Origin of the sequence: Enterobacter sp. AG326 (genome assembly GCF_004362415.1) — a bacterium.
GTDB classification, from domain to species: domain Bacteria; phylum Pseudomonadota; class Gammaproteobacteria; order Enterobacterales; family Enterobacteriaceae; genus Enterobacter; species Enterobacter asburiae.
Window position 1 is genome coordinate 155,006 of sequence record NZ_SNXG01000002.1, and the last position, 21,065, is coordinate 176,070.

17 protein-coding genes and 7 tRNA genes are annotated in these 21,065 nt (G+C 54.7%); 2 read left to right on the top strand and 22 right to left on the bottom strand.

The features are described 5' to 3' along the window. Positions 1–50: 50 nt before the first annotated feature. The 10 genes from rihA to miaB all read right to left on the bottom strand — a co-directional run bounded on the left by rihA (position 51) and on the right by miaB (position 10,324). Positions 51–992, bottom strand: a complete 942-nt coding sequence (gene rihA, locus DFO52_RS07700) for a pyrimidine-specific ribonucleoside hydrolase RihA (RefSeq protein ID WP_133550003.1) — start codon at positions 990–992, stop codon at positions 51–53. 120 nt (positions 993–1,112) lie between these two features. Next, positions 1,113–1,838, bottom strand: a complete 726-nt coding sequence (locus DFO52_RS07705) for an amino acid ABC transporter ATP-binding protein (protein WP_059346345.1) — start codon at positions 1,836–1,838, stop codon at positions 1,113–1,115. Continuing rightward, on the bottom strand, positions 1,838–2,512 hold the full coding sequence (gene gltK / locus DFO52_RS07710; protein WP_023334900.1) for a glutamate/aspartate ABC transporter permease GltK: 675 nt from the start codon (positions 2,510–2,512) through the stop codon (positions 1,838–1,840). Before gltK ends, DFO52_RS07705 begins: the two co-directional genes overlap by 1 nt. After that, positions 2,512–3,252: an amino acid ABC transporter permease gene (locus DFO52_RS07715; RefSeq protein WP_023310756.1), complete on the bottom strand. Its 741-nt coding sequence runs from the start codon at positions 3,250–3,252 to the stop codon at positions 2,512–2,514. Before DFO52_RS07715 ends, gltK begins: the two co-directional genes overlap by 1 nt. A gap of 155 nt (positions 3,253–3,407) precedes the next feature. Next, positions 3,408–4,313 (bottom strand): amino acid ABC transporter substrate-binding protein, encoded by a 906-nt coding sequence (locus tag DFO52_RS07720; RefSeq protein WP_008501049.1) that lies wholly within the window; start codon positions 4,311–4,313, stop codon positions 3,408–3,410. Positions 4,314–4,713: 400 nt separating this feature from the next. Beyond that, a complete protein-coding gene (gene lnt / locus DFO52_RS07725; protein ID WP_133550005.1) occupies positions 4,714–6,252 on the bottom strand; it encodes an apolipoprotein N-acyltransferase in 1,539 nt (512 codons plus the stop codon). A gap of 5 nt (positions 6,253–6,257) precedes the next feature. Then, positions 6,258–7,136: a CNNM family magnesium/cobalt transport protein CorC gene (gene corC, locus DFO52_RS07730; RefSeq protein WP_021242574.1), complete on the bottom strand. Its 879-nt coding sequence runs from the start codon at positions 7,134–7,136 to the stop codon at positions 6,258–6,260. Positions 7,137–7,225: 89 nt separating this feature from the next. Continuing rightward, positions 7,226–7,693, bottom strand: a complete 468-nt coding sequence (gene ybeY / locus DFO52_RS07735; RefSeq protein WP_008501052.1) for an rRNA maturation RNase YbeY — start codon at positions 7,691–7,693, stop codon at positions 7,226–7,228. Then, on the bottom strand, positions 7,690–8,736 hold the full coding sequence (locus tag DFO52_RS07740; RefSeq protein WP_029740142.1) for a PhoH family protein: 1,047 nt from the start codon (positions 8,734–8,736) through the stop codon (positions 7,690–7,692). Before DFO52_RS07740 ends, ybeY begins: the two co-directional genes overlap by 4 nt. Positions 8,737–8,899: 163 nt before the next feature. After that, the gene (gene miaB / locus DFO52_RS07745) at positions 8,900–10,324 is read right to left on the bottom strand and encodes a tRNA (N6-isopentenyl adenosine(37)-C2)-methylthiotransferase MiaB (protein ID WP_032641703.1); all 1,425 of its coding nucleotides are present in this window, start codon (positions 10,322–10,324) and stop codon (positions 8,900–8,902) included. A gap of 135 nt (positions 10,325–10,459) precedes the next feature. On the opposite strand from miaB, the gene ubiF reads away from it, so the two are divergent. Next, the gene (ubiF, locus tag DFO52_RS07750; protein ID WP_133550007.1) at positions 10,460–11,635 is read left to right on the top strand and encodes a 3-demethoxyubiquinol 3-hydroxylase; all 1,176 of its coding nucleotides are present in this window, start codon (positions 10,460–10,462) and stop codon (positions 11,633–11,635) included. A gap of 109 nt (positions 11,636–11,744) precedes the next feature. On the opposite strand, the gene DFO52_RS07755 is transcribed toward ubiF, so the two are convergent. The 12 genes from DFO52_RS07755 to nagB form a co-directional block, all read right to left on the bottom strand. After that, positions 11,745–11,819: transfer RNA gene (locus DFO52_RS07755), tRNA-Gln, on the bottom strand. A 36-nt stretch (positions 11,820–11,855) separates the two neighbouring features. After that, positions 11,856–11,930 (bottom strand) — tRNA-Gln (locus DFO52_RS07760). Between the two features lie 40 nt (positions 11,931–11,970). Then, positions 11,971–12,047: transfer RNA gene (locus DFO52_RS07765), tRNA-Met, on the bottom strand. A gap of 17 nt (positions 12,048–12,064) precedes the next feature. Then, a tRNA-Gln gene (locus DFO52_RS07770) sits at positions 12,065–12,139 on the bottom strand. A gap of 32 nt (positions 12,140–12,171) precedes the next feature. After that, positions 12,172–12,246, bottom strand: a tRNA-Gln gene (locus DFO52_RS07775). A gap of 23 nt (positions 12,247–12,269) precedes the next feature. After that, positions 12,270–12,354 (bottom strand) — tRNA-Leu (locus DFO52_RS07780). An 8-nt stretch (positions 12,355–12,362) separates the two neighbouring features. Beyond that, a tRNA-Met gene (locus tag DFO52_RS07785) sits at positions 12,363–12,439 on the bottom strand. 226 nt (positions 12,440–12,665) lie between these two features. Next, positions 12,666–14,330 carry an asparagine synthase B gene (asnB, locus tag DFO52_RS07790; RefSeq protein WP_023310762.1) on the bottom strand — a complete coding sequence of 555 codons (1,665 nt, stop codon included), beginning with the start codon at positions 14,328–14,330 and terminating at the stop codon, positions 12,666–12,668. Positions 14,331–14,579: 249 nt separating this feature from the next. Continuing rightward, positions 14,580–15,332 (bottom strand): ribonucleotide monophosphatase NagD, encoded by a 753-nt coding sequence (gene nagD / locus DFO52_RS07795; protein WP_029740145.1) that lies wholly within the window; start codon positions 15,330–15,332, stop codon positions 14,580–14,582. A gap of 45 nt (positions 15,333–15,377) precedes the next feature. Then, positions 15,378–16,598, bottom strand: coding sequence for an N-acetylglucosamine repressor (locus DFO52_RS07800; RefSeq protein WP_021242995.1), 1,221 nt, complete (start codon positions 16,596–16,598; stop codon positions 15,378–15,380). An 8-nt stretch (positions 16,599–16,606) separates the two neighbouring features. Beyond that, positions 16,607–17,755: an N-acetylglucosamine-6-phosphate deacetylase gene (nagA, locus tag DFO52_RS07805; protein WP_133550009.1), complete on the bottom strand. Its 1,149-nt coding sequence runs from the start codon at positions 17,753–17,755 to the stop codon at positions 16,607–16,609. Between the two features lie 55 nt (positions 17,756–17,810). Beyond that, positions 17,811–18,611: a glucosamine-6-phosphate deaminase gene (nagB, locus tag DFO52_RS07810; protein WP_023310765.1), complete on the bottom strand. Its 801-nt coding sequence runs from the start codon at positions 18,609–18,611 to the stop codon at positions 17,811–17,813. A gap of 328 nt (positions 18,612–18,939) precedes the next feature. On the opposite strand from nagB, the gene nagE reads away from it, so the two are divergent. Next, positions 18,940–20,961 (top strand): N-acetylglucosamine-specific PTS transporter subunit IIBC, encoded by a 2,022-nt coding sequence (gene nagE, locus DFO52_RS07815; protein ID WP_024907027.1) that lies wholly within the window; start codon positions 18,940–18,942, stop codon positions 20,959–20,961. The last annotated feature ends 104 nt before the right edge of the window (positions 20,962–21,065 follow it).

A 21,065-nucleotide genomic window follows, 5' to 3' on the forward strand; every position in this document is an offset into this window, starting at 1 on the left:
GCAAAACTGTTTCCCCCCTCTCCCCGTGGGAGAGGGTTGGGGTGAGGGCATCAGGCCGCACTATAGTAAGCAAGTCTCTCTGCCAGCAAATCCACAAACGCCTCGCGATCGATGTCCACCATCACCGTGGTATTCGCTTTATTCCCCGTCAGCGAGTAATAATCCACCACCGTCATTCCCTGGGTGTATTTTCCCTGCGTCTCAACGCCAACCCATCTGTCCACCGTGGTAAACATTTCAGGCTTCAATAGCCAGGCAATGGTGCACGGGTCGTGCAGCGGCGCGCCGTGGAAGCCCCACTTCTCGGCTTTGTGATACTCCATAAAGAAGTCGAGCAGCTCGGCCACGGTTGTCGCAACCGGGTTGCCCACCGAGCGGAAACGCTCAATATCGTCCGCCATAATCTGCGCGCGGTGGGTAACGTCCAGTCCGGCCATCACAATAGGCAAGCCGGACTGGAAGACGATTTCCGCCGCTTCCGGGTCGACAAAGATGTTGAACTCCGCCGCAGGCGTCCAGTTCCCCAGCCCCATGGCCCCGCCCATAATCACAATACGGGCAATTTTATTATGCAGCTCAGGATGGCTGTTCAGCAGCAGCGCAACGTTGGTTTGCGGTCCGGTTGCCACAAGCGTTACCGGTTCCGCGCTTTCGCGCAGCACCTTCGCCATCAGCTCCACGGCGGTACAGTTTTGCGACGTGAAACCCGGCTCCGGCAGTGCCGGACCGTCCAGCCCGCTTTCACCATGAACGCTGTCGGCAATAATCAGCTCGCGCATCAGCGGCTTCACGGCCCCGCCGGCGACAGGAATATCGGTGCGTTTGAGCAGCGTGAGCATGCGCAGCACGTTGCGCAGGGTTTTGTCTGGCGTCTGGTTTCCGGCGGATGAGGTGACGGCTTTCACGTCGAGTTCAGGGGAGGCAAGTGCAAGGACGAGCGCGATCGCGTCATCATGACCCGGATCGCAATCGAGAATAATAGGCTGTGCCATAGCGTTCTCCATACGTAGCGTTATTTTGTGACAAGGTTAACGCTGCAATGTGACGCCGACGAGAGGAAGTGAGTGAAAGCGTGAAGCAGTGCGCAATCCGCAGATTGCGCACCGGGAAGATTAGTGCAGGATTTTCGCAAGGAAGTCTTTGGCGCGGTCGGATTTCGGGTTAGCGAAGAACTCTTCTTTCGGTGAGTCTTCGACAATTTTCCCTTCGTCCATAAAGATCACGCGGTTGGCCACTTTACGGGCGAAGCCCATTTCGTGGGTCACCACCATCATGGTCATCCCTTCGTGCGCCAACTCGACCATCACGTCCAGTACTTCGTTGATCATCTCTGGATCGAGCGCCGACGTTGGCTCATCAAACAGCATTGCCACCGGATCCATACACAGCGCGCGGGCGATCGCCACACGCTGCTGTTGGCCGCCAGAAAGCTGTGCCGGGAACTTATCGGCATGCGCCGAAAGCCCAACGCGTTCCAGGAGTTTCAGACCTTTCTCGCGCGACGCTTTTTTATCACGCTTAAGCACTTTTACCTGCGCCAGCGTCAGGTTCTCAATAATGGAGAGGTGAGGGAACAGCTCAAAGTGCTGGAACACCATGCCAACATGAGAGCGAAGCTGAGCGAGGTTGGTTTTCTTGTCGTTGACCCTGGTGCCGTTGACGACAATCTCACCCTGCTGCACCGGCTCCAGTCCGTTGACGGTTTTGATCAGCGTCGATTTACCGGAGCCGGACGGCCCGCACACCACCACCACGTCACCTTTTTTCACTTCGGTGGAGCAGTCGGTCAGCACCTGAAAGTGCCCATACCATTTAGAAACATTTTTCAGGGAAATCATTATACCGTCCTTTTCTTCAGCCAGCTGACCAACAGCGACGCGCTTAAACTAATCACAAAATAGACCGCACCCGCGAAGAGCACCATCTCGACCTGCGTACCATCACGTTCACCGATGGTTGACGCGGTACGGAAGAAGTCTGCCAGACTCAGAACGTAGACCAGGGAGGTATCCTGGAACAGCACGATGCCCTGGGTCAGCAGGAGCGGAACCATGGCGCGAAACGCCTGCGGCAGAATAATGAGCTGCATGGACTGCCAGTGCGTCATCCCCAGCGCCAGCGCAGCGCTGGATTGCCCGCGGGAAATACTCTGAATGCCCGCTCGGATAATCTCCGAGTAGTAAGCGGCCTCGAACATTGAGAACGCCACCATGGCGGAGATCAGACGGATATCGGTTTTCGGCGACAGCCCCAGCACGTTCTGCAGGAAGCCGGGCACAATCAGGTAAAACCACAGCAGCACCATCACCAGCGGGATGGAGCGGAACACGTTAACGTAGGCGGTCGCAAACCAGGCGAACGGCTTAAAGCTCGACAGGCGCATGACGGCCAGCAGGGTACCCCAGACGATACCAATGATGATGGCGATAACGGTGATTTTTAAGGTAATCACCAGGCCATCAAGCAGGTAAGGCATGGATGGAACGATAGAACTCCAGTCAAATTCGTACATTATTTGCCCCCCAGATTACCCGGCAGGCGGATTTTGCGTTCAACCAGGTTCATCACCAGCATGATGAAAGCGTTAATCAGAACATACGCGAGCGTGATCGCGGTGAAGGATTCCCACGCGTGAGCGGAGTAATCCAGCAGCTTGCCCGCCTGCGCGGCCATATCGACCAGGCCGATGGTTGAGGCGATGGCCGAGTTTTTCACCAGGTTCATCATCTCAGAGGTCATTGGTGGAACGATAACGCGGTAGGCGTTAGGCAGCAGCACGTAGCGGTAGGTTTGGGGCAGCGTCAGGCCCATTGCCAGGCCCGCGTTTTTTTGTCCACGCGGCAATGACTGAATGGCGGCACGCACCTGCTCGCAAACGCGCGCAGCGGTAAACAGCCCCAGACACATCATGGAGGAGACAAAGAACTGCACGTTCGGATCCAGTTCCGACTTGAACCACATGCCAATATTTTCGGGCAGCAGTTCAGGGATGACCAGATACCAGGTAAAGAATTGCACGATCAGCGGAACGTTACGGAACAGTTCCACATACAGGGTGCCAAGCGTTGAAAGAAAACGGTTAGGGACGGTGCGCAGAATACCGAACAAAGAACCGACAAGAAACGCGATGATCCACGCCGTTATCGATAATGCCACGGTGACCTGAAAGCCGCTCCACAGCCAGCCAAGATAGGTGGTGTTGCCGAACGGGGCTTGTTGCAGGAATATGCCCCAGTTCCAGTCTATTGACATAATAAACTCCAGAAAAAAAAGGGTAGCAGCGCTACCCTCGAAGATTGGTGAGAAGCTCATTTTTCGCGCTGAGTGGGGAACGACCACTCAACGTATAGTCTGTCCATGCTTCCCGACAATCGAGAGGGCAGGAGATCCCGCCCCTGTTGTTCTAATTAGTTAAGAGCCTTGTCATTTGGAGATTTGAACAGCGCTTTCATGTCGTCAGACAGTTCAAAATTCATGTTCAGGTTTTTTGGTGGAATCGGGTTCTTGAACCACTTGTCGAACCATTTTTCGGCTTCGCCGGAGGTCTGCACCTGAGCGATGGTGTCATCGATCAGCTTTTTGAACTGCGGATCGTCTTTACGCAGCATACAGCCGTAGGCTTCTTTGGACTGCGCGGTACCGACGATATCCCAGTTGTCTGGTTTTTTCGCTTTCGCACGTTCGCCCGCCAGCAGGGCGTCATCCATCATAAACGCGACGGCACGACCGCTTTCCAGGGTACGGAAGGAGTCGCCATGGTCTTTCGCGCTGATGATGCGCATATCCATTTTCTTCTCGTCGTTCAGCTTGTGCAGCAGCACTTCTGACGTGGTACCGGAGGTCACAACAACCGCTTTGCCTTTCAGGTCAGCGAAGTCTTTGATCTCACCGCCTTTCTTCGTCAGCAGACGGGTGCCCACGACAAAGATAGTGTCAGAGAAGGCAGCCTGTTTCTGACGCTCGAGGTTATTGGTGGTGGAGCCACACTCGAAGTCAAAGGTGCCGTTTTGCAGCAGTGGAATACGGTTCTGTGAAGTGATTGGGATCAGCTTCACCTGCAGGTCAGGTTTGTTCAGCTTTTTCTTCACAGCTTCAACGATGGCGTTGGAGTAATCCTGTGAATAGCCCACGACTTTTTGCGTGTTGTCGTAGTAAGAGAACGGGACTGAAGATTCACGGTGGCCGACCACGATCACGCCGTTTTTGGCAATCTTGTCGAGAGTGCTGCCTGCTGCAGGCGCATCTTCAGCGTGAACCACGCCTGCAGACATTCCCATAACCAGCATTGCTGTGGCCAGTTTACGTAATTGCATACCCAACTCCTTTTTTATCAGCGCCAGAGACGCTTTGATACCCATTGTGATGTTGTTATATCTCGCGCAGTGCGAGTGCAGTGTTATGCAAGCTTGTTAACATTTAGTCTGGCTTAATGTAAAGATTTTGCTGCGTTATTGTTTATTTTTGCGAAGCGCGCCGCACCAATCAGAGGCAAATATCTCCCGTTGCACCGTTTCGGTGCTACCGATGATCTACGCTGGTGCGACAAAGTTGCACGTTAAGCCAAACTGCGTTTACCTGAATAAACAAAGCAATAGCCGTGCCAGAATGGGAGTCTGGAGAAAATTGTCGGGTGGCGGCAACGCCTTACCCGACCTACAGCATGGGAAACCAGGCCGGGTAAGCGTCAGCGCCACCCGGCAACAGAAGGGAAGGTTATTTCCGACGCTGACGCAGGCTCATCAGCACCGCGCCAAAGCCGAACAGCACGGTCAAAATCCACAGCGGCCAGTTGCCGGTACGCGCGTATGGCGTCAGCCCCGTGGTTGGCGTGACTTTAGTGGTCAGTACCTCACGGGTAAACTGCGGGATCATCGCCTGAATTTCACCCTGCGGACCAATCACGGCGGTGATGCCGTTGTTGGTACTGCGCAGCAGCGGGCGCGCCAGCTCCAGGGAGCGCATACGTGCCATCTGGAAGTGCTGCCACGGGCCGATTGACTTACCAAACCACGCATCGTTGGAGATGGTCAGCAGGTAGTCAGTATCCGGGCGGAAGTTATCGCGTACCTGCTCGCCGAGAATGATTTCGTAGCAGATGGCCGCCGTCAGGGCCAGGCCGTGCGCGTGCAGCTGAGGCTGTACGTACGGGCCGCGGCTGAAAGAGGACATCGGCAGGTCAAAGAACGGGGCCAGCGGGCGCAGAATCGACTCCAGCGGGACAAATTCACCAAACGGCACCAGATGATTCTTGTTGTACCGGTCAGTGGAGTGATAGCTGTACTCGCTATCTTTCCCGAGCGTAATGATGCTGTTGTAGGTGTCGTAGCGGTTCTGCTGATTCAGACGCGCATCGACAATCCCGGTGATCAGCGTGCTGCCGCGCGCCAGCAGCAGGTCGTTCATCATGTTGAGGAACGGCTGCTGGTTAATTTCCAGATCGGGGATTGCAGATTCCGGCCAGATAATCAGCTGGGATTTACCCATCACCTCTTCGGTGGCGTTGGCGTAAATCTTCAGCGTATTCAGCAGCTCTTTCTCATCCCATTTCATAGACTGCGGGATATTCCCCTGCACCATGGAAACCTGCATGGCGCGCTCTGGCTCAGGCGTGAACCACTGGATATAGCGCAGCGGGAAGGGCAGGGCAAACAGCACCAGCGCTACAGCCAGCGGCTTCCAGCAGCGTGTGACCAGCGCTAATACCAGCAGGCCGCTCACCACCATCAGCAGGAAGTTGATGGCCTCAACGCCCATTACCGGTGCCAGCCCTTTCAGCGGGCCATCAATCTGGCTGTAGCCAAACTGCAGCCACGGGAATCCCGTCAGCACCCAGCCTCGCAGGAACTCGGTTATTTGCCAGACCACCGGTGCGGCAATAGCGACGCGCAGCCACGTGGTTTTTGGCCACAGGCGAGAAAGGATGCCGGCGAACAGACCGGTATAGAGCGAGAGATACGCGGCGAGCAATACCACCAGGAAGACGTTTACCGGGCCTGGCATACCGCCAAACTGGGCGATGCTGACATAAACCCAGTTGATGCCTGAGCCAAAGAGCCCCAGCCCCCAGAAGTAACCGATGGCAGCAGCCTGTACCGGACGACGATTCAGGGTCAGGCCCTGAAGCCCCATCAGGGAGAGAATGGCCGCGGGCCAGATATCGTAAGGAGAGAAAGCCAGCGTACCGCTGGCTCCAAGTAACAGCGCCAGCAGCAAACGGACGCGCTGGCGTTCAAGCAGTGGGGCAAATGCCATTTACATTAATCTTCCAGTTTTGGCACCGGTGAGTCGTCCGGCGTTCTGACGTGAACCTGTATAATACGTCGGCTGTCGGCCATTGCCACTTTGAACTGGTAACCGTCGATGTCAACGGTCTCACCGCGCGCCGGGAGGTGACCAAAGGCCTGCATCACCAGCCCGCCAATGGTATCGACCTCTTCATCGCTGAAGTGGGTACCGAAGGCGTCGTTGAAGTCCTCAATCGAGGCCAGCGCACGCACGGTCCAAGTGTGGCGGCTAAGCTGACGGAAGTCGATATCTTCTTCTTCGTCGTACTCGTCTTCGATTTCGCCCACGATCAGCTCAAGGATATCCTCGATCGTGACCAGACCGGAAACGCCACCAAATTCATCAATAACAATCGCCATGTGGTAACGCTGAGAGCGAAACTCTTTCAGCATCCGATCCACACGTTTACTCTCCGGCACAACCACGGCCTGGCGTAACACTTTTTCCATGCTGAAGGCTTCGGCATCGCTGCGCATAAACGGCAGCAGATCTTTGGCCATCAAAATCCCTTCGATGTGATCTTTGTCTTCGCTGATGACCGGGAAACGCGAGTGGGCGGATTCGATGATCACATCGAGGCACTCGTCCAGGGTCTGGTTACGTTTCAGGGTGATCATCTGCGAGCGGGGGATCATGATATCGCGAACGCGCTGGTCGGCGATGTCCATAACCCCTTCGAGCATTTCGCGCGTATCTTCGTCGATAAGGTCGTTCTGCCCGGAATCACGAATCAGCTCCAGCAGTTCATCACGGTTTTTGGGTTCGCCGTGGAAAAGCTGGTTCAGAATGAGGGAGAAAAATCCCTTTTTACTGGTTGTCGTGTCGCTACTGTGTGAATTGTCGTCGCTCATGGCGTTTGTTAAGGGTTCTCTTGTTAGTTCAACGTTTACCGCCACGCGATGTCCTTTCGTGGCGGCATGTGAGTCAGTCAGGTGACGGACTATTCTTTCTCGGCAATGTACGGATCCTCATAGCCCAGAGCAAGCATTATCTCTGTCTCGAGGGACTCCATCTCTTCCGCTTCGTCATCTTCAATGTGATCGTAGCCCAGCAGGTGCAAGCTGCCGTGTACCACCATATGCGCCCAGTGGGCCTCAAGCGGCTTTTGCTGTTCTTTCGCTTCCTGCTCAACCACCTGACGGCAGATGATCAGATCGCCCAGCAGCGGCATCTCAATGCCCGGCGGCGCTTCGAATGGGAAAGAGAGCACGTTGGTCGGCTTATCTTTCCCGCGATAGGTCAGGTTAAGCTCATGGCTTTCTGCTTCATCCACCAGGCGAATCGTCACTTCTGATTCTTCCTGAAACTGAGGAATAACGGCATCCAGCCATTTCTGAAACTGTGCCTCATCTGGCATGCCGGAATTGTCTTCACAGGCCAGCTGTAAATCGAGGATCACCTGACTCATTTCTGTTCTTGCTCCTGCGCTTCGCGCTTACGTTCTGCGGCCAGTTCGGCCTTACGCTTCTGATCCGCCTCTTCCCAGGCTTCATAGGCGTTAACGATACGCGCGACCACCGGGTGGCGTACCACGTCTTCACTGTGGAAGAAGTTAAAGCTTATTTCGTCGACCTCGGCCAGCACCTCAATGGCGTGGCGCAGGCCTGATTTGGTGCTGCGCGGCAGGTCGATCTGGGTAACGTCACCGGTGATGACCGCTTTCGAGTTAAAGCCGATACGCGTCAGGAACATCTTCATCTGTTCGATGGTGGTGTTCTGGCTCTCATCAAGAATGATGAACGCATCGTTCAGCGTACGACCGCGCATGTAGGCGAGCGGGGCAACTTCAATAACGTTACGCTCAATGAGCTTCTCGACCTTCTCAAAGCCCAGCATTTCGAACAGCGCATCGTATAAAGGACGCAGATACGGGTCGACCTTCTGGCTCAGATCGCCCGGCAGGAAGCCCAGCTTTTCGCCCGCTTCAACGGCCGGGCGGGTCAGCAGAATACGACGGATATCCTGGCGTTCCAGCGCATCTACCGCAGCGGCAACGGCAAGATAGGTTTTACCCGTACCCGCAGGGCCCACCCCGAAGGTGATGTCGTGGTCGAGGATATTGGCGATGTACTGCGCCTGGTTTGGCGTACGCGGCTTAATAACGCCACGTTTGGTCTTGATGTTAATGGCCTTGCCGTAGTCCGGCACGCTTTCCGCGCTTTGCTCAAGCACGCGCGCCTCTTTAATGGCGAGGTGGATCTGTTCCGGCTCGATATCCTGCGTTTCGCCGCGCATTGGGGCGGTATCAACATACAGGCTACGCAAAATATCCGCAGCGGCGTTAACGCAGATAGGGCGTCCGGTAAGTTTGAAATGATTATCGCGACGATTGATTTCGATACCCAGACGTCGCTCCAGTTGTTTGATGTTGTCATCAAACGGCCCGCACAGGCTCAGCAGGCGAGCGTTGTCTGCTGGCTCAAGGCTAATTTCACGCGTATCTATATTCAAACTGTTCCTCTTTAATTGGTTAACTGACCCATTGCGATAGGGCGTAATAAAACGGTCATTACCGAAATTATTCACGCCATAGAATAAAGGCGCAAGCGTTGCGGAAGATATTGGGGACGATGAGAGGAAATACAAGGCCTGCCGGAAAGGCAGGCCAGGAGGATTAAGGCTGGTAAATCCCCACGCCAGAATCGTTTTCTTTACGGGTTCGAGAGATCACGGATTCCGGTGACTCGGCAATACGCAGGCCCATTTCGTCCTCGGTGCGTACCAGCTTAGCGCGCAGCGAGTTGGTCAGCACTTCGACAATCTCGACGTCCACGAATTTACCGATCATATCCGGGGTGCCTTCAAAGTTCACCACGCGGTTGTTTTCGGTACGACCGGAGAGTTCCATAATGCTCTTGCGGGAGGTGCCTTCCACCAGAATGCGCTGAACGGTGCCGAGCATACGGCGGCTCCACGCGTTGGCCTGCTGGTTAATACGCTCCTGCAGAATATACAGACGCTGCTTTTTCTCTTCTTCCGGCACATCGTCAACCATATCGGCCGCAGGTGTTCCAGGACGCGCAGAGAAGATGAAGCTGTAGCTGACGTCAAAATTCACTTCACCGATGAGCTTCATGGTGCGCTCGAAGTCATCAGCGGTTTCGCCAGGGAAGCCGACGATAAAGTCGGAGCTGATCTGGATATCCGGACGCGCTTCACGCAGCTTGCGAATGGTGGACTTGTACTCCAGCACCGTATGCGGGCGGCCCATCAGGTTCAGCACGCGGTCAGAGCCACACTGAATCGGCAGGTGCAGGAAGCTCACCAGCTCTGGCGTATCGCGATACACGTCAATGATGTCGTCGGTAAACTCCATCGGATGGCTGGTGGTAAAGCGAATGCGGTCTATACCGTCAATCGCGGCCACCAGACGCAGCAGCTCGGCAAAGCTGCCGGTGGTGCCGTCGTAGTTTTCCCCGCGCCAGGCGTTTACGTTCTGGCCCAGCAGGTTCACTTCGCGAACGCCTTGTGCGGCAAGCTGCGCAATTTCAAACAGAATATCATCTGCCGGACGGCTGACTTCTTCACCGCGGGTGTAAGGCACCACGCAGTAAGTGCAGTATTTGTTGCAGCCTTCCATGATGGAGACGAAGGCGGTCGGGCCATCTGCGCGCGGCTCCGGTAGACGGTCAAACTTTTCGATTTCCGGGAAGCTGACGTCAACGACCGGACTACGGTTGCCGCGAACCTGATTGATCATCTCCGGCAGGCGGTGAAGGGTCTGAGGGCCAAAGACAATATCCACATACGGGGCTCTCTGGCGGATCAGCTTACCTTCCTGCGACGCGACGCAGCCACCCACCCCGATGATCAGGTCCGGATTTTTTCGTTTGAGAAGCTTCCAGCGGCCTAACACGTGAAAGACTTTTTCCTGCGCTTTTTCACGAATCGAACAGGTGTTCAGCAGCAGCACGTCCGCTTCTTTCACATTTTCTGTCAGCTGGTATCCGTGGGTTGAATCCAGCAGATCGGCCATCTTGGATGAATCGTATTCGTTCATCTGACAGCCCCAGGTTTTTATATGGAGTTTTTTAGTCATCGACTTGCTCAGCTCAGGAATGCAAGCCGCGTATTGTAATGCTTTGGTGGGGTTGTGACCAGTATGAAGGTTATGTGTCTCAGGACCGCAAAAATCCGGTAAACTTAAGGGATTCTCCAATAAGGAAAATTGACCATGACACTCCTACACACCGAAGTTGCCGTTGTCGGCGGCGGTATGGTCGGCGGCGCGCTGGCGCTGGGGCTGGCGCAGCAGGGATTCGAGGTAACGGTAATTGAACAGGCTGCTCCGCCAGCCTTCGATCCCGCCAGCAAACCGGATGTGCGCATTTCCGCGATCAGCGCGGCGTCCGTTGATCTGCTGCGCGGGCTGGGCGTCTGGGAGGCGGTGCTGGCGATGCGCGCCCATCCTTACAGTCGTCTTGAAACCTGGGAGTGGGAAAACGCCCACGTCGCGTTTGATGCCGCTGAGCTGAAGCTGCCGCGCCTGGGTTATATGGTGGAAAACAACGTGCTTCAGCAGACGCTCTGGCAGGCGCTGGAGGCGCACCCGAAGGTGACGCTGCGTGTTCCGGCGTCGATTAAGGCACTGCATCCTCACGAGAGCGGGTATTTGCTGACGTTCGACAGCGGCGATGAACTGGCCGTGAAGCTCGTCGTCGGAGCGGACGGCGCTAACTCGCAGGTCAGACAGATGGCGGGAATTGGCGTTCATGCCTGGCAGTATGAGCAGTCCTGCATGCTGATTACCGTCGAGTGCGAGAATGCGCCGGGAGAAAGCACGTGGCAGCACTTTACGCCGAATGGCCCGCATGCCTTTTTACCGCTGTTTGATAACTGGGCTTCGCTGGTCTGGTACGACAAACCGGCACGCATTCGCCAGCTGCAGGGGCTTTCAATGGAACAATTGCAGCGGGAAATCCGCCTGCATTTCCCGGGCCGTCTGGGCAACGTTACGCCGGTGGCTGCCGGGGCGTTTCCCCTCACGCGACGCCATGCTTTGCAGTATGCCCGTGAAGGGCTGGCGCTGGTGGGCGATGCGGCACACACCATTCATCCGCTGGCCGGGCAGGGCGTGAACCTGGGGTACCGTGATGTCGATGCGTTACTGGATGTGCTGGGCAGCGCCCGCGGGCACGCGGAAAACTGGGCCAGCCATCAGGTGCTGAAGCGTTATCAGACGCGACGCATGGCGGATAACTTTATTATGCAGTCGGGGATGGATCTGTTCTATGCCGGATTCAGCAATGACCTGGCCCCGGTGCGCATACTGCGTAATATTGGAATGATGGCAGCGGAGCGTGCAGGTGGTTTGAAGCGTCAGGCGCTGAAATACGCCTTAGGACTTTAGTTTTCATTCCCTCTCCCCGTGGGAGAGGGTCAGGGTGAGGGCATCAGGCCGCACAATACTAACAACAAAAACAAAAAAGCCCGCAGAGCGGGCTTTTTTGTTACTTAAGTGGCTGGGGTGCAGGGATTCGAACCCCGGAATGCTGGTATCAGAAACCAGAGCCTTACCGCTTGGCGACACCCCAATTGCGTTAAACAAACCGCTTAACGACTTTTTAAATTGGCTGGGGTACGAGGATTCGAACCTCGGAATGCCGGAATCAGAATCCGGTGCCTTACCGCTTGGCGATACCCCAACAATTTGTCTTGATTACCGAAAAATCGACAATCTAAATTTGGTGGCTACGACGGGATTCGAACCTGTGACCCCATCATTATGAGTGATGTGCTCTAACCAACTGAGCTACGTAGCCAGTACTGCAATCTTCGATGGCTGGGGTACCTGGATTCGAACCAGGGAATGCCGGTATCAAAAACCGGTGCCTTACCGCTTGGCGATACCCCAATACCGCGGAGAACCGCAAAATCGAAGAAATATGGCTGGGGTACCTGGATTCGAACCAGGGAATGCCGGTATCAAAAACCGGTGCCTTACCGCTTGGCGATACCCCATCCGTGCAACGCTTACCTGGGAATGGTGCGGGAGGCGAGACTTGAACTCGCACACCTTGCGGCGCCAGAACCTAAATCTGGTGCGTCTACCAATTTCGCCACTCCCGCAAAAAAGATGGTGGCTACGACGGGATTCGAACCTGTGACCCCATCATTATGAGTGATGTGCTCTAACCAACTGAGCTACGTAGCCATCTTTTTTCGCGTTACCTTATCGGCGTTGCGGGGCGCATTATGCGTATAGACCCTTGCAGCGTCAACACCTTTTTCAACGAAAATAGCCGGAATGTGACTGTTTGGTTAGGTTGCGAACAGCGTGACCGAATATTCGGCAATTATTGGTTATTAATCAGATTTAGACGGTGAAATACGAGGCAAAAAAATCAGGCCCCTGAGGGGCCCGATTGCAATCTGAGTGATTATTTGTAGGCTGACTGGTGAACGCCTACCGCGCGTCCTGATGGATCGTTCATGGATTTGAAAGATTCATCCCATTCAATCGCTTTGGCAGAAGAGCAGGCGACGGATGGGCCACCCGGTACGCACTCCGCGGCGCTCGGTACAGGGAACAGCTCTTCAAAAATTTCACGATACAGATAAGCTTCTTTCGAGCCCGGCGTGTTGTACGGGAATCGGAAGCTTGCGGTTTCCAGCTGTTGGTCAGAAACCTGTTTCGCCGCGACCTCTTTCAGGGTGTCGATCCAGCTATAGCCTACGCCATCTGAGAACTGCTCTTTCTGACGCCATGCTACGCTCGCCGGCAGGTAGGATTCAAAACATTCACGCAGGATATGTTTTTCCATTTTGCCGTTGCCGCACATTTTGTCCTGCGGGTTGATGCGCATCGCCACGTCGAGGAATTTCTTATCCAGGAACGGCACGCGCGCTTCCACGCCCCATGCGGACATCGCTTTGTTGGCACGCGCACAGTCAAACATATGCAGGGCCTGCAGCTTGCGCACGGTCTCTTCGTGCAGCTCTTTGGCGTTCGGCGCCTTATGGAAGTACAGGTAGCCGCCAAACACTTCGTCAGAACCTTCGCCGGAGAGCACCATCTTGATGCCCATCGCTTTGATCTTACGCGACATCAGGTACATCGGGGTCGAGGCGCGGATGGTGGTCACGTCATAGGTTTCAATGTGATAGATCACATCGCGGATCGCATCCAGACCTTCCTGCACGGTGAAATGAATCTCATGGTGCACGGTGCCGAGGTGGTTTGCCACTTCCTGCGCGGCTTTCAGGTCAGGTGCGCCTTCCAGGCCAACGGCAAAAGAGTGCAGCTGTGGCCACCAGGCTTCTGAGCGCTCCTGATCTTCCACGCGACGGGCCGCGAATTTCTTGGTGATCGCGGAGATCACGGAGGAGTCCAGACCGCCGGAGAGCAGCACGCCGTAGGGCACGTCAGACATCAGGTGGCTTTTCACGGAATCTTCCAGTGCCTGACGCAGCTCGGCTTTGTCCGTGACGTTGTCTTTTACCGCATCATAGTCGAACCAGTCGCGCTGGTAATAGGAGCGGATCTCGCCGTCTTTGCTCCACAGATAGCTGCCAGCCGGGAACTCTTTAATGGTGCGGCATACCGGCACCAGGGCTTTCATTTCAGAGGCGACGTAGAAGTTGCCGTGCTCATCGTGACCCATGTACAGCGGGATAATACCGATATGGTCACGGCCAATCAGGTAAGCGTCTTTTTCGCTGTCGTACAGGGCGAAGGCAAACATGCCCTGCAGGTCGTCCAGGAACTCGGGCCCTTTCTCCTGATACAGCGCCAGGATCACTTCACAGTCAGAACCGGTCTGGAACGCGTAGCGGTCGCCATATTCGGCGCGCAGCGCCTGGTGGTTGTAGATTTCACCGTTGACAGCCAGCGCGTGCGTTTTTTTCTCGTTATACAGCGGCTGTGCACCGGCGTTGACGTCAACAATAGACAGACGTTCGTGAGCCAGAATCGCTTTGTCACTGGCGTAAACGCCTGACCAGTCCGGGCCGCGATGGCGCATCAGGCGGGACAGTTCGAGTGCCTTTTTACGCAGTTCGCCCGCGTCAGTTTTAATATCCAGTACGCCAAAAATTGAACACATAACCTTCTCCGTTAACCCTGTTGCTTTGTAATGTTGCTTGCTTATGAAAATGCCGCAAAGGGGCAGGGCGCGCAAGCGTTTTACGGGTGAAAACGCAAATAGTGCAACAGTGATTGCGGAATAGTGAAAAAAGAGTACGTCATGGATTCTTTTATTGATGATTGTTCAATAAAACGTGTTTTTTGTTAGATGGTATTCTGTTTGCGTAGGCTATAAATGAAAAACCACGCCCTGAGGCGTGGTTCGGTATCAGATGATGTCGATTTCATCGACGGAGGGGTAAATCCAGCTTGGCCGGAACGGCATCGAATCAATGTCATCAAGTTGAGAGACGCCGGAGAGAACCAGGATGGTCTCAAGACCCGCCTGGAAACCGGCCAGAATATCGGTACGCAGGTTGTCGCCGACAATAACGGTTTCTTCAGAGTGGGCCTGCATTTTGTTCAGCGCGGCACGAATGATCCACGGGCTTGGTTTCCCGACCACAAACGGCTGACGGCCAGAGATTTTCTCGATACCGGCGCACAGCGCGCCGCAGGCCGGATAAAAACCACGGCCGTGCGTATCCGGATTGGTGGCGATAAAGCGCGCGCCGCTGGCGACAAAGTATGCAGCTTTATGCATCATCTCCCAGTTAAAGGAGCGCGTTTCGCCGACAATCACAAAGTCCGGATTAACATCGGTGATGGTAAAACCCGCTTTGTACAGCTCATGGATCAGCGCACCTTCACCCACCACGTAGGCTTTTTTCCCTTCCTGACGCTTCAGAAAATCCGCCGTGGCCATTGCCGAGGTATAAAACACGCTGTCCGGGACGTTGACACCCGCCGTGGCAAAGCGGTTAGCCAGGTCCTGACCGGTTTGGGAAGGGTAGTTCGTGAGCAGAACCAGAGGCATTCCTTTGTCGATGATGCGGTGTAGAAACTCCGCAGCACCCGGCACGGCAACGTTGTCGTGCATCAGCACGCCGTCGATATCACAAATTACATTCTTAATGGTCATGGACAGTCCGACATCAAAAAAAGAAGGCGTTACTATAAGGTCCGATCAGCTTTCCAGCAAATGCTGCAGCAGAATTCCGTTGAGCATGGCGCGTTTGACCAGCGCGAACGCGCCGATCGCCGAGCGATGGTCAAGCTTTGAACGAACCACCGGGAGGTTCTGGCGGAATGCTTTCAGCGCCTGGGTGTTAATACAGCCTTCAATGGCGGGGAGCAGCACCTTTTCCGCCTCCACAATTTCACCGGCAATCACCACTTTTTGAGGGTTAAACAAGTTAATGGCGATGGCGATGGTTTTCCCCAGGTGGCGTCCTACCTGCTCGATCACTTCGCAGGCCAGCGCGTCGCCCTTATTGGCGGCTTTGCAGATGGTGCCTATCTTGCAATCGTCCAGCGTGACGCGGCTTTGGTAGCCCTGTTCAAGGAGATGGCGAACCCGCTGCTCGATGGCCGTGTTGGCGGCAATGGTTTCAAGACAACCGAAGTTGCCGCAGTGGCAGCGCTCCCCGAGGGGTTCAACCTGAATGTGGCCAATCTCGCCGACGTTACCGTTGCGACCAATAAAAATACGGCCGTTAGAGATAATACCCGCGCCCGTTCCGCGGTGAACGCGCACCAGAATAGAGTCTTCGCAGTCCTGGCTCGCACCAAAGTAGTGCTCTGCCAGCGCCAGCGAGCGAATGTCGTGACCCACAAAGCAGGTCACTTTGAAACGCTTTTCCAGCGCGTCGACCAGCCCCCAGTTTTCAACCTGAATGTGCGGCATATAGCGGATCACGCCGCTTTCCGGGTCGACCAGGCCGGGCAGAATCACGGAGATGGCGATGAGTTCGCGGATCTTGCGCTGACAGCTTTCAATAAACTGCGCGATGGTATTGAGCAGCGCATGCTCCAGCGTCTCCTGGGTGCGCTCCGGAAGAGGGTAGTGCTCTTCCGCAATGGCTTTACTGCTCAGATCGTACAGCGTGAGCGTGGTGTCATGACGGCCCAGACGGACGCCAATGGCCTGAAAATTGCGGGTTTCGGTAATAATGGAGATGGCGCGGCGGCCCCCGGTGGAGGCCTGCTGATCGACTTCTTTGATCAGACCGCGCTCAATGAGCTGACGGGTAATTTTTGTCACGCTGGCGGGAGCAAGCTGGCTTTGTTCGGCTATCTGAATTCGCGAGATTGGTCCGTGCTGGTCAATCAGGCGGTATACCGCCGCACTGTTAAGTTGTTTAACGAGATCGACATTACCGATTTGAGCTTGTCCGCCAGGTGTCATACTTTTACTTACTCAGTGACGACCTCGTTACCATTAACGATGGTCTTAATAATTTTATAATCGTGTGTGAATGCCGTCAGGTTTGCAACCATACCTGGTGCAATTCCGCCGAGCTGCTTATCTACGCCCATTGCGCGAGCCGGATAAAGGGTTGCCATACGCAGGACTTCATCAAGCGCAATACCGCAATGTTCAACCAGGTTACGCACCCCTTCAATCATGGTTAAAGAGGAACCGCTCAGCGTACCGTTTTCATCCACACACAGTCCATTGCGGTAGTATATTGTTTTACCGGCAAAAATGAACTGCTCAATATTTGCACCTGCCGGCGCGGTGGCATCCGTCACCAGACAAAGCTTGTCACCTTTCAGCCGCTTAGCGTTGCGGATGTTGGTGTAATCGACATGTAAGCCGTCAGCAATAATGCCGCAGTAGACGTCTGGCTCATCCAGGATCGCCCCGACCAGACCCGGTTCACGGCCTGTGATATACGGCATGGCGTTGTAAAGGTGCGTTGCGAAGGTAATGCCCGCGCGGAAACCGGCTTTCGCTTCTTTCAGCGTCGCGTTTGAGTGACCTGCTGAAACGATAATCCCGGCACCAGCCAGTTTGCTGATGACATCCGTACCCGCTATTTCAGGCGCCAGCGTCACTTTGGTAATCACATCGGCGTTAGCACACATGTAGTCAACCAGCTCCGCATCAGGTTTACGCACGTAATCCGGGTTATGCGTTCCTTTCTTGACCATATTCAGCCATGGCCCTTCAAGGTGCAGACCCAGCGCCTGATTAGGATGTTTGGCCAGGTATTCGCGCATCACGCGGATACCCTGCTTCATGAGATCATCACTGCTGGTGATGAGCGTTGGCAAATAGCTGGTGCAGCCCGATTTCTCGTTGGCTTTCTGCATGATCTCCAGCGTTTCGACCGTCACCGCATCCGCGGTGTCATTGAATTGCACACCGCCGCAGCCGTTGAGCTGTACGTCGATGAAACCGGGGGAGATTACTGCTCCATTGAGTGAGCGCTGTTCAATCTCCGGCGGCAGTTCTGCCAGCGGGCAAACACGTTCAATCAGGCCATCAGCGATAACAATCGCATGGTCATCCAGAATTTCATGGCCGGTATAAATCCGACCGTGGGTTAAAGCGTACATAACGACCCCCGGTTAAAAAAAGCGGCCGCCTCTTGATGAAGAGGCGGTTATTCAATTACAGACCTTTGATGTTCTCAGCTTCTAACTCGTTGAAGTATTTCAGCGTTTTTACCTTCAGCTCCATCGTGGACGGTTCGTCGCAGACGATGACTGATTTCGGATGCAGCTGCAGGCAGCTTATGGTCCACATATGGTTAACGTTGCCTTCAACGGCAGCCTGGAGCGCTTGCGCTTTCACGCCGCCCAGCACCAGAATCATGACTTCTTCGGCATCCAGCAGGGTGCCTACGCCAACGGTCAGGGCGTATTTCGGAACCTGGTTAACATCGCCGTCAAAGAAGCGGGAGTTTGCCACGCGCGTGTCATGGGTCAGCGTTTTAATACGGGTGCGGGAAGCCAGAGATGACGCCGGTTCGTTAAACGCGATATGACCATCATTGCCTACACCACCCATGAACAGGTGGATCTTACCGTAAGAACGGATTTTTTCTTCATACTGACGGCATTCTGCGTCAATATCAGGCGCGTTTCCATTCAGCAGGTTAATATTTTCAGATGGAATATCAACGTGATCAAAGAAATTGCGGTGCATAAAGCTATGGTAGCTTTCCGGGTGGTCTTTCGGTAAGCCAACGTATTCATCCATATTGAAGGTCACAACATGCTTAAAGCTAACCTGGCCTGCTTTATGCATCTCAACCAGCGCCTTATAGGCGGTCAGCGGGGTACCGCCGGTTGGAAGGCCAAGAACGAAAGGACGATCGGCGGTCGGTTTAAACGCGTTAATACGATTAACGATATGGCGAGCGGCCCATTTACCGACTTGTTCAGCAGTTGCCAGGGGAATCAGTCTCATTGTTCACCTCAAGAGTTAAAGTAGAAGAGTGGGCGGATGGCTATCGGAACCTGATACGTAAGCGTAACCTGGAAACTTTCAGGCCGGATCAATCCGTCTTGATTTTTTGAATGATAAAATAAGTTTTCGCTGTTAGCCAGTATGAGGGAGGGTAAATAACGATATTTGGTGACAAAAATCACAAAAAGTACGCGTTTAATTTGCGATACGAATTAATTTTTCACACACTCACAATGCCAGTGAAGCATCAACGGTATCTATCGTTCGTGACACAATAAAAAACAGAGCTGAGAACATGCCTTAAACGGGGTCTCATAGGGGGAAGAAAGTGAGTATTCTAGGTTATTTACAAAAGGTTGGTCGCGCACTGATGGTGCCGGTCGCCACGCTGCCTGCCGCAGCCATCCTGATGGGTGTCGGCTACTGGATCGACCCCAACGGCTGGGGTAATACCAGCGCGCTGGCGGCGTTCTTTATCAAGTCAGGTTCCGCCATTATCGACAACATGTCCGTGTTGTTCGCGATTGGTGTGGCTTACGGTATGTCCAAAGACAAAGACGGCGCCGCTGCGCTGACCGGTTTTGTCGGTTTCCTCGTGTTAACCACCCTCTGCTCGCCTGCAGCGGTGGCCATGATCCAAAAAATTCCGGCGGACCAGGTTCCGGCGGCGTTCGGTAAGATCAGCAACCAGTTCGTCGGTATCCTTGTGGGTATCATCTCCGCTGAACTGTATAACCGCTTCAGCAGCGTAGAGCTGCCAAAAGCACTTTCCTTCTTTAGCGGACGCCGTCTGGTCCCCATCCTGACCTCGTTTGTGATGATCGTTGTTGCGTTCATCATGATGTACGTCTGGCCGATGATCTTCGACGGTCTGGTGAACTTCGGTGAGCACATCCAGAAGCTGGGTTCTGTCGGTGCGGGCGTGTACGCGTTCTTCAACCGTCTGCTGATCCCGGTCGGTCTGCACCACGCGCTGAACTCCGTATTCTGGTTCGACGTTGCCGGTATTAACGATATCCCTAACTTCCTGGGTGGCGCACAGTCCATCGAAGCAGGTAAAGCGGTTGTCGGTATCACCGGTCGTTACCAGGCGGGCTTCTTCCCGATCATGATGTTTGGTCTGCCGGGTGCTGCGCTGGCTATCTACCACTGCGCGCGTCCAGAGAACAAAGCGAAAGTGCTGGGTATCATGATGGCGGGGGCATTCGCGGCCTTCTTCACCGGTATCACCGAGCCGCTGGAGTTCTCCTTCATGTTCGTGGCGCCGGTTCTGTATGTGATCCACGCCGTGCTGACCGGTATCTCCGTGTTCATCGCTGCCAGCATGCACTGGATTGCCGGTTTCGGCTTCAGCGCCGGTCTGGTGGATATGGTGCTGTCGTCCCGTAACCCGCTGGCGACCCACTGGTGGATGCTGATCCCGCAAGGTCTGGTCTTCTTCGCGATCTACTACATGGTGTTCCGTTTCACTATCACCAAATTCAACCTGATGACCCCGGGTCGTGAACTGGCCGTGGCCGGTAGCGAAGCGGATGGTCAGGATGTGAACGTAAGCGGTGCTCAGGATCAGGACGTTTCAGGCCTGGCGCGTCAGTACATCGCCGCTGTCGGCGGTTCTGACAACCTGACCGGTATCGACGCCTGTATCACTCGTCTGCGTCTGAACGTCAAAGACTCTTCCCTGGTGAACGAAGCGCTGGCCAAACGTCTGGGTGCTTCCGGTGTTATTCGCCTGAACAAAACCAGCGTACAGATTATCGTTGGCTTTGTGGCAGAGAAAATTGCTAACGCCATGAAAACTACCGGTCCGGTAGCCGCAGCAGAAGCTTCTGCCGCACCTGCCGCCGCGCCAGCGGCTGCAAAACCGCAGGCGGTACCGAACGCCAAAACGGTAGCCGCGCTGGTTTCACCGGTAACCGGTGAAGTGGTTGCGATTGAGCAGGTGCCTGACGAAGCCTTCGCCAGCAAAGCGGTGGGTGACGGTGTGGCGGTGAAACCAACGGAAAAAACCGTTGTGTCTCCGGCGGCCGGTACCATCGTGAAAATCTTCAACACCAACCACGCGTTCTGCCTCGAAACCGAAAATGGCGCGGAGATCGTTGTCCACATGGGTATCGATACCGTTGCGCTGAACGGTCAGGGCTTTACTCGCCTGGTGGAAGAGGGTGCTGAAGTGGTGGCCGGGCAGCCGATTCTGGAAATGGATCTGGACTTCCTCAACGCCAACGCGCGCTCCATGATAAGTCCGGTCGTTTGCAGCAACATCGACGACTTCAGTGGCCTGGTCATTCAGGCGAAAGGTCAGGTTGTTGCGGGTCAAACGCCGCTGTATGAGATTAAAGGCAAGTAATCGCTCCTGAGTAGAGTCATGCCTTAAGCGGCGGGGGATATCCTCCGCCGCTTTTTTTTGCAGCAAAAGCCCCCATTATTTTCTTCAGAGACGTTTTAAGGGTT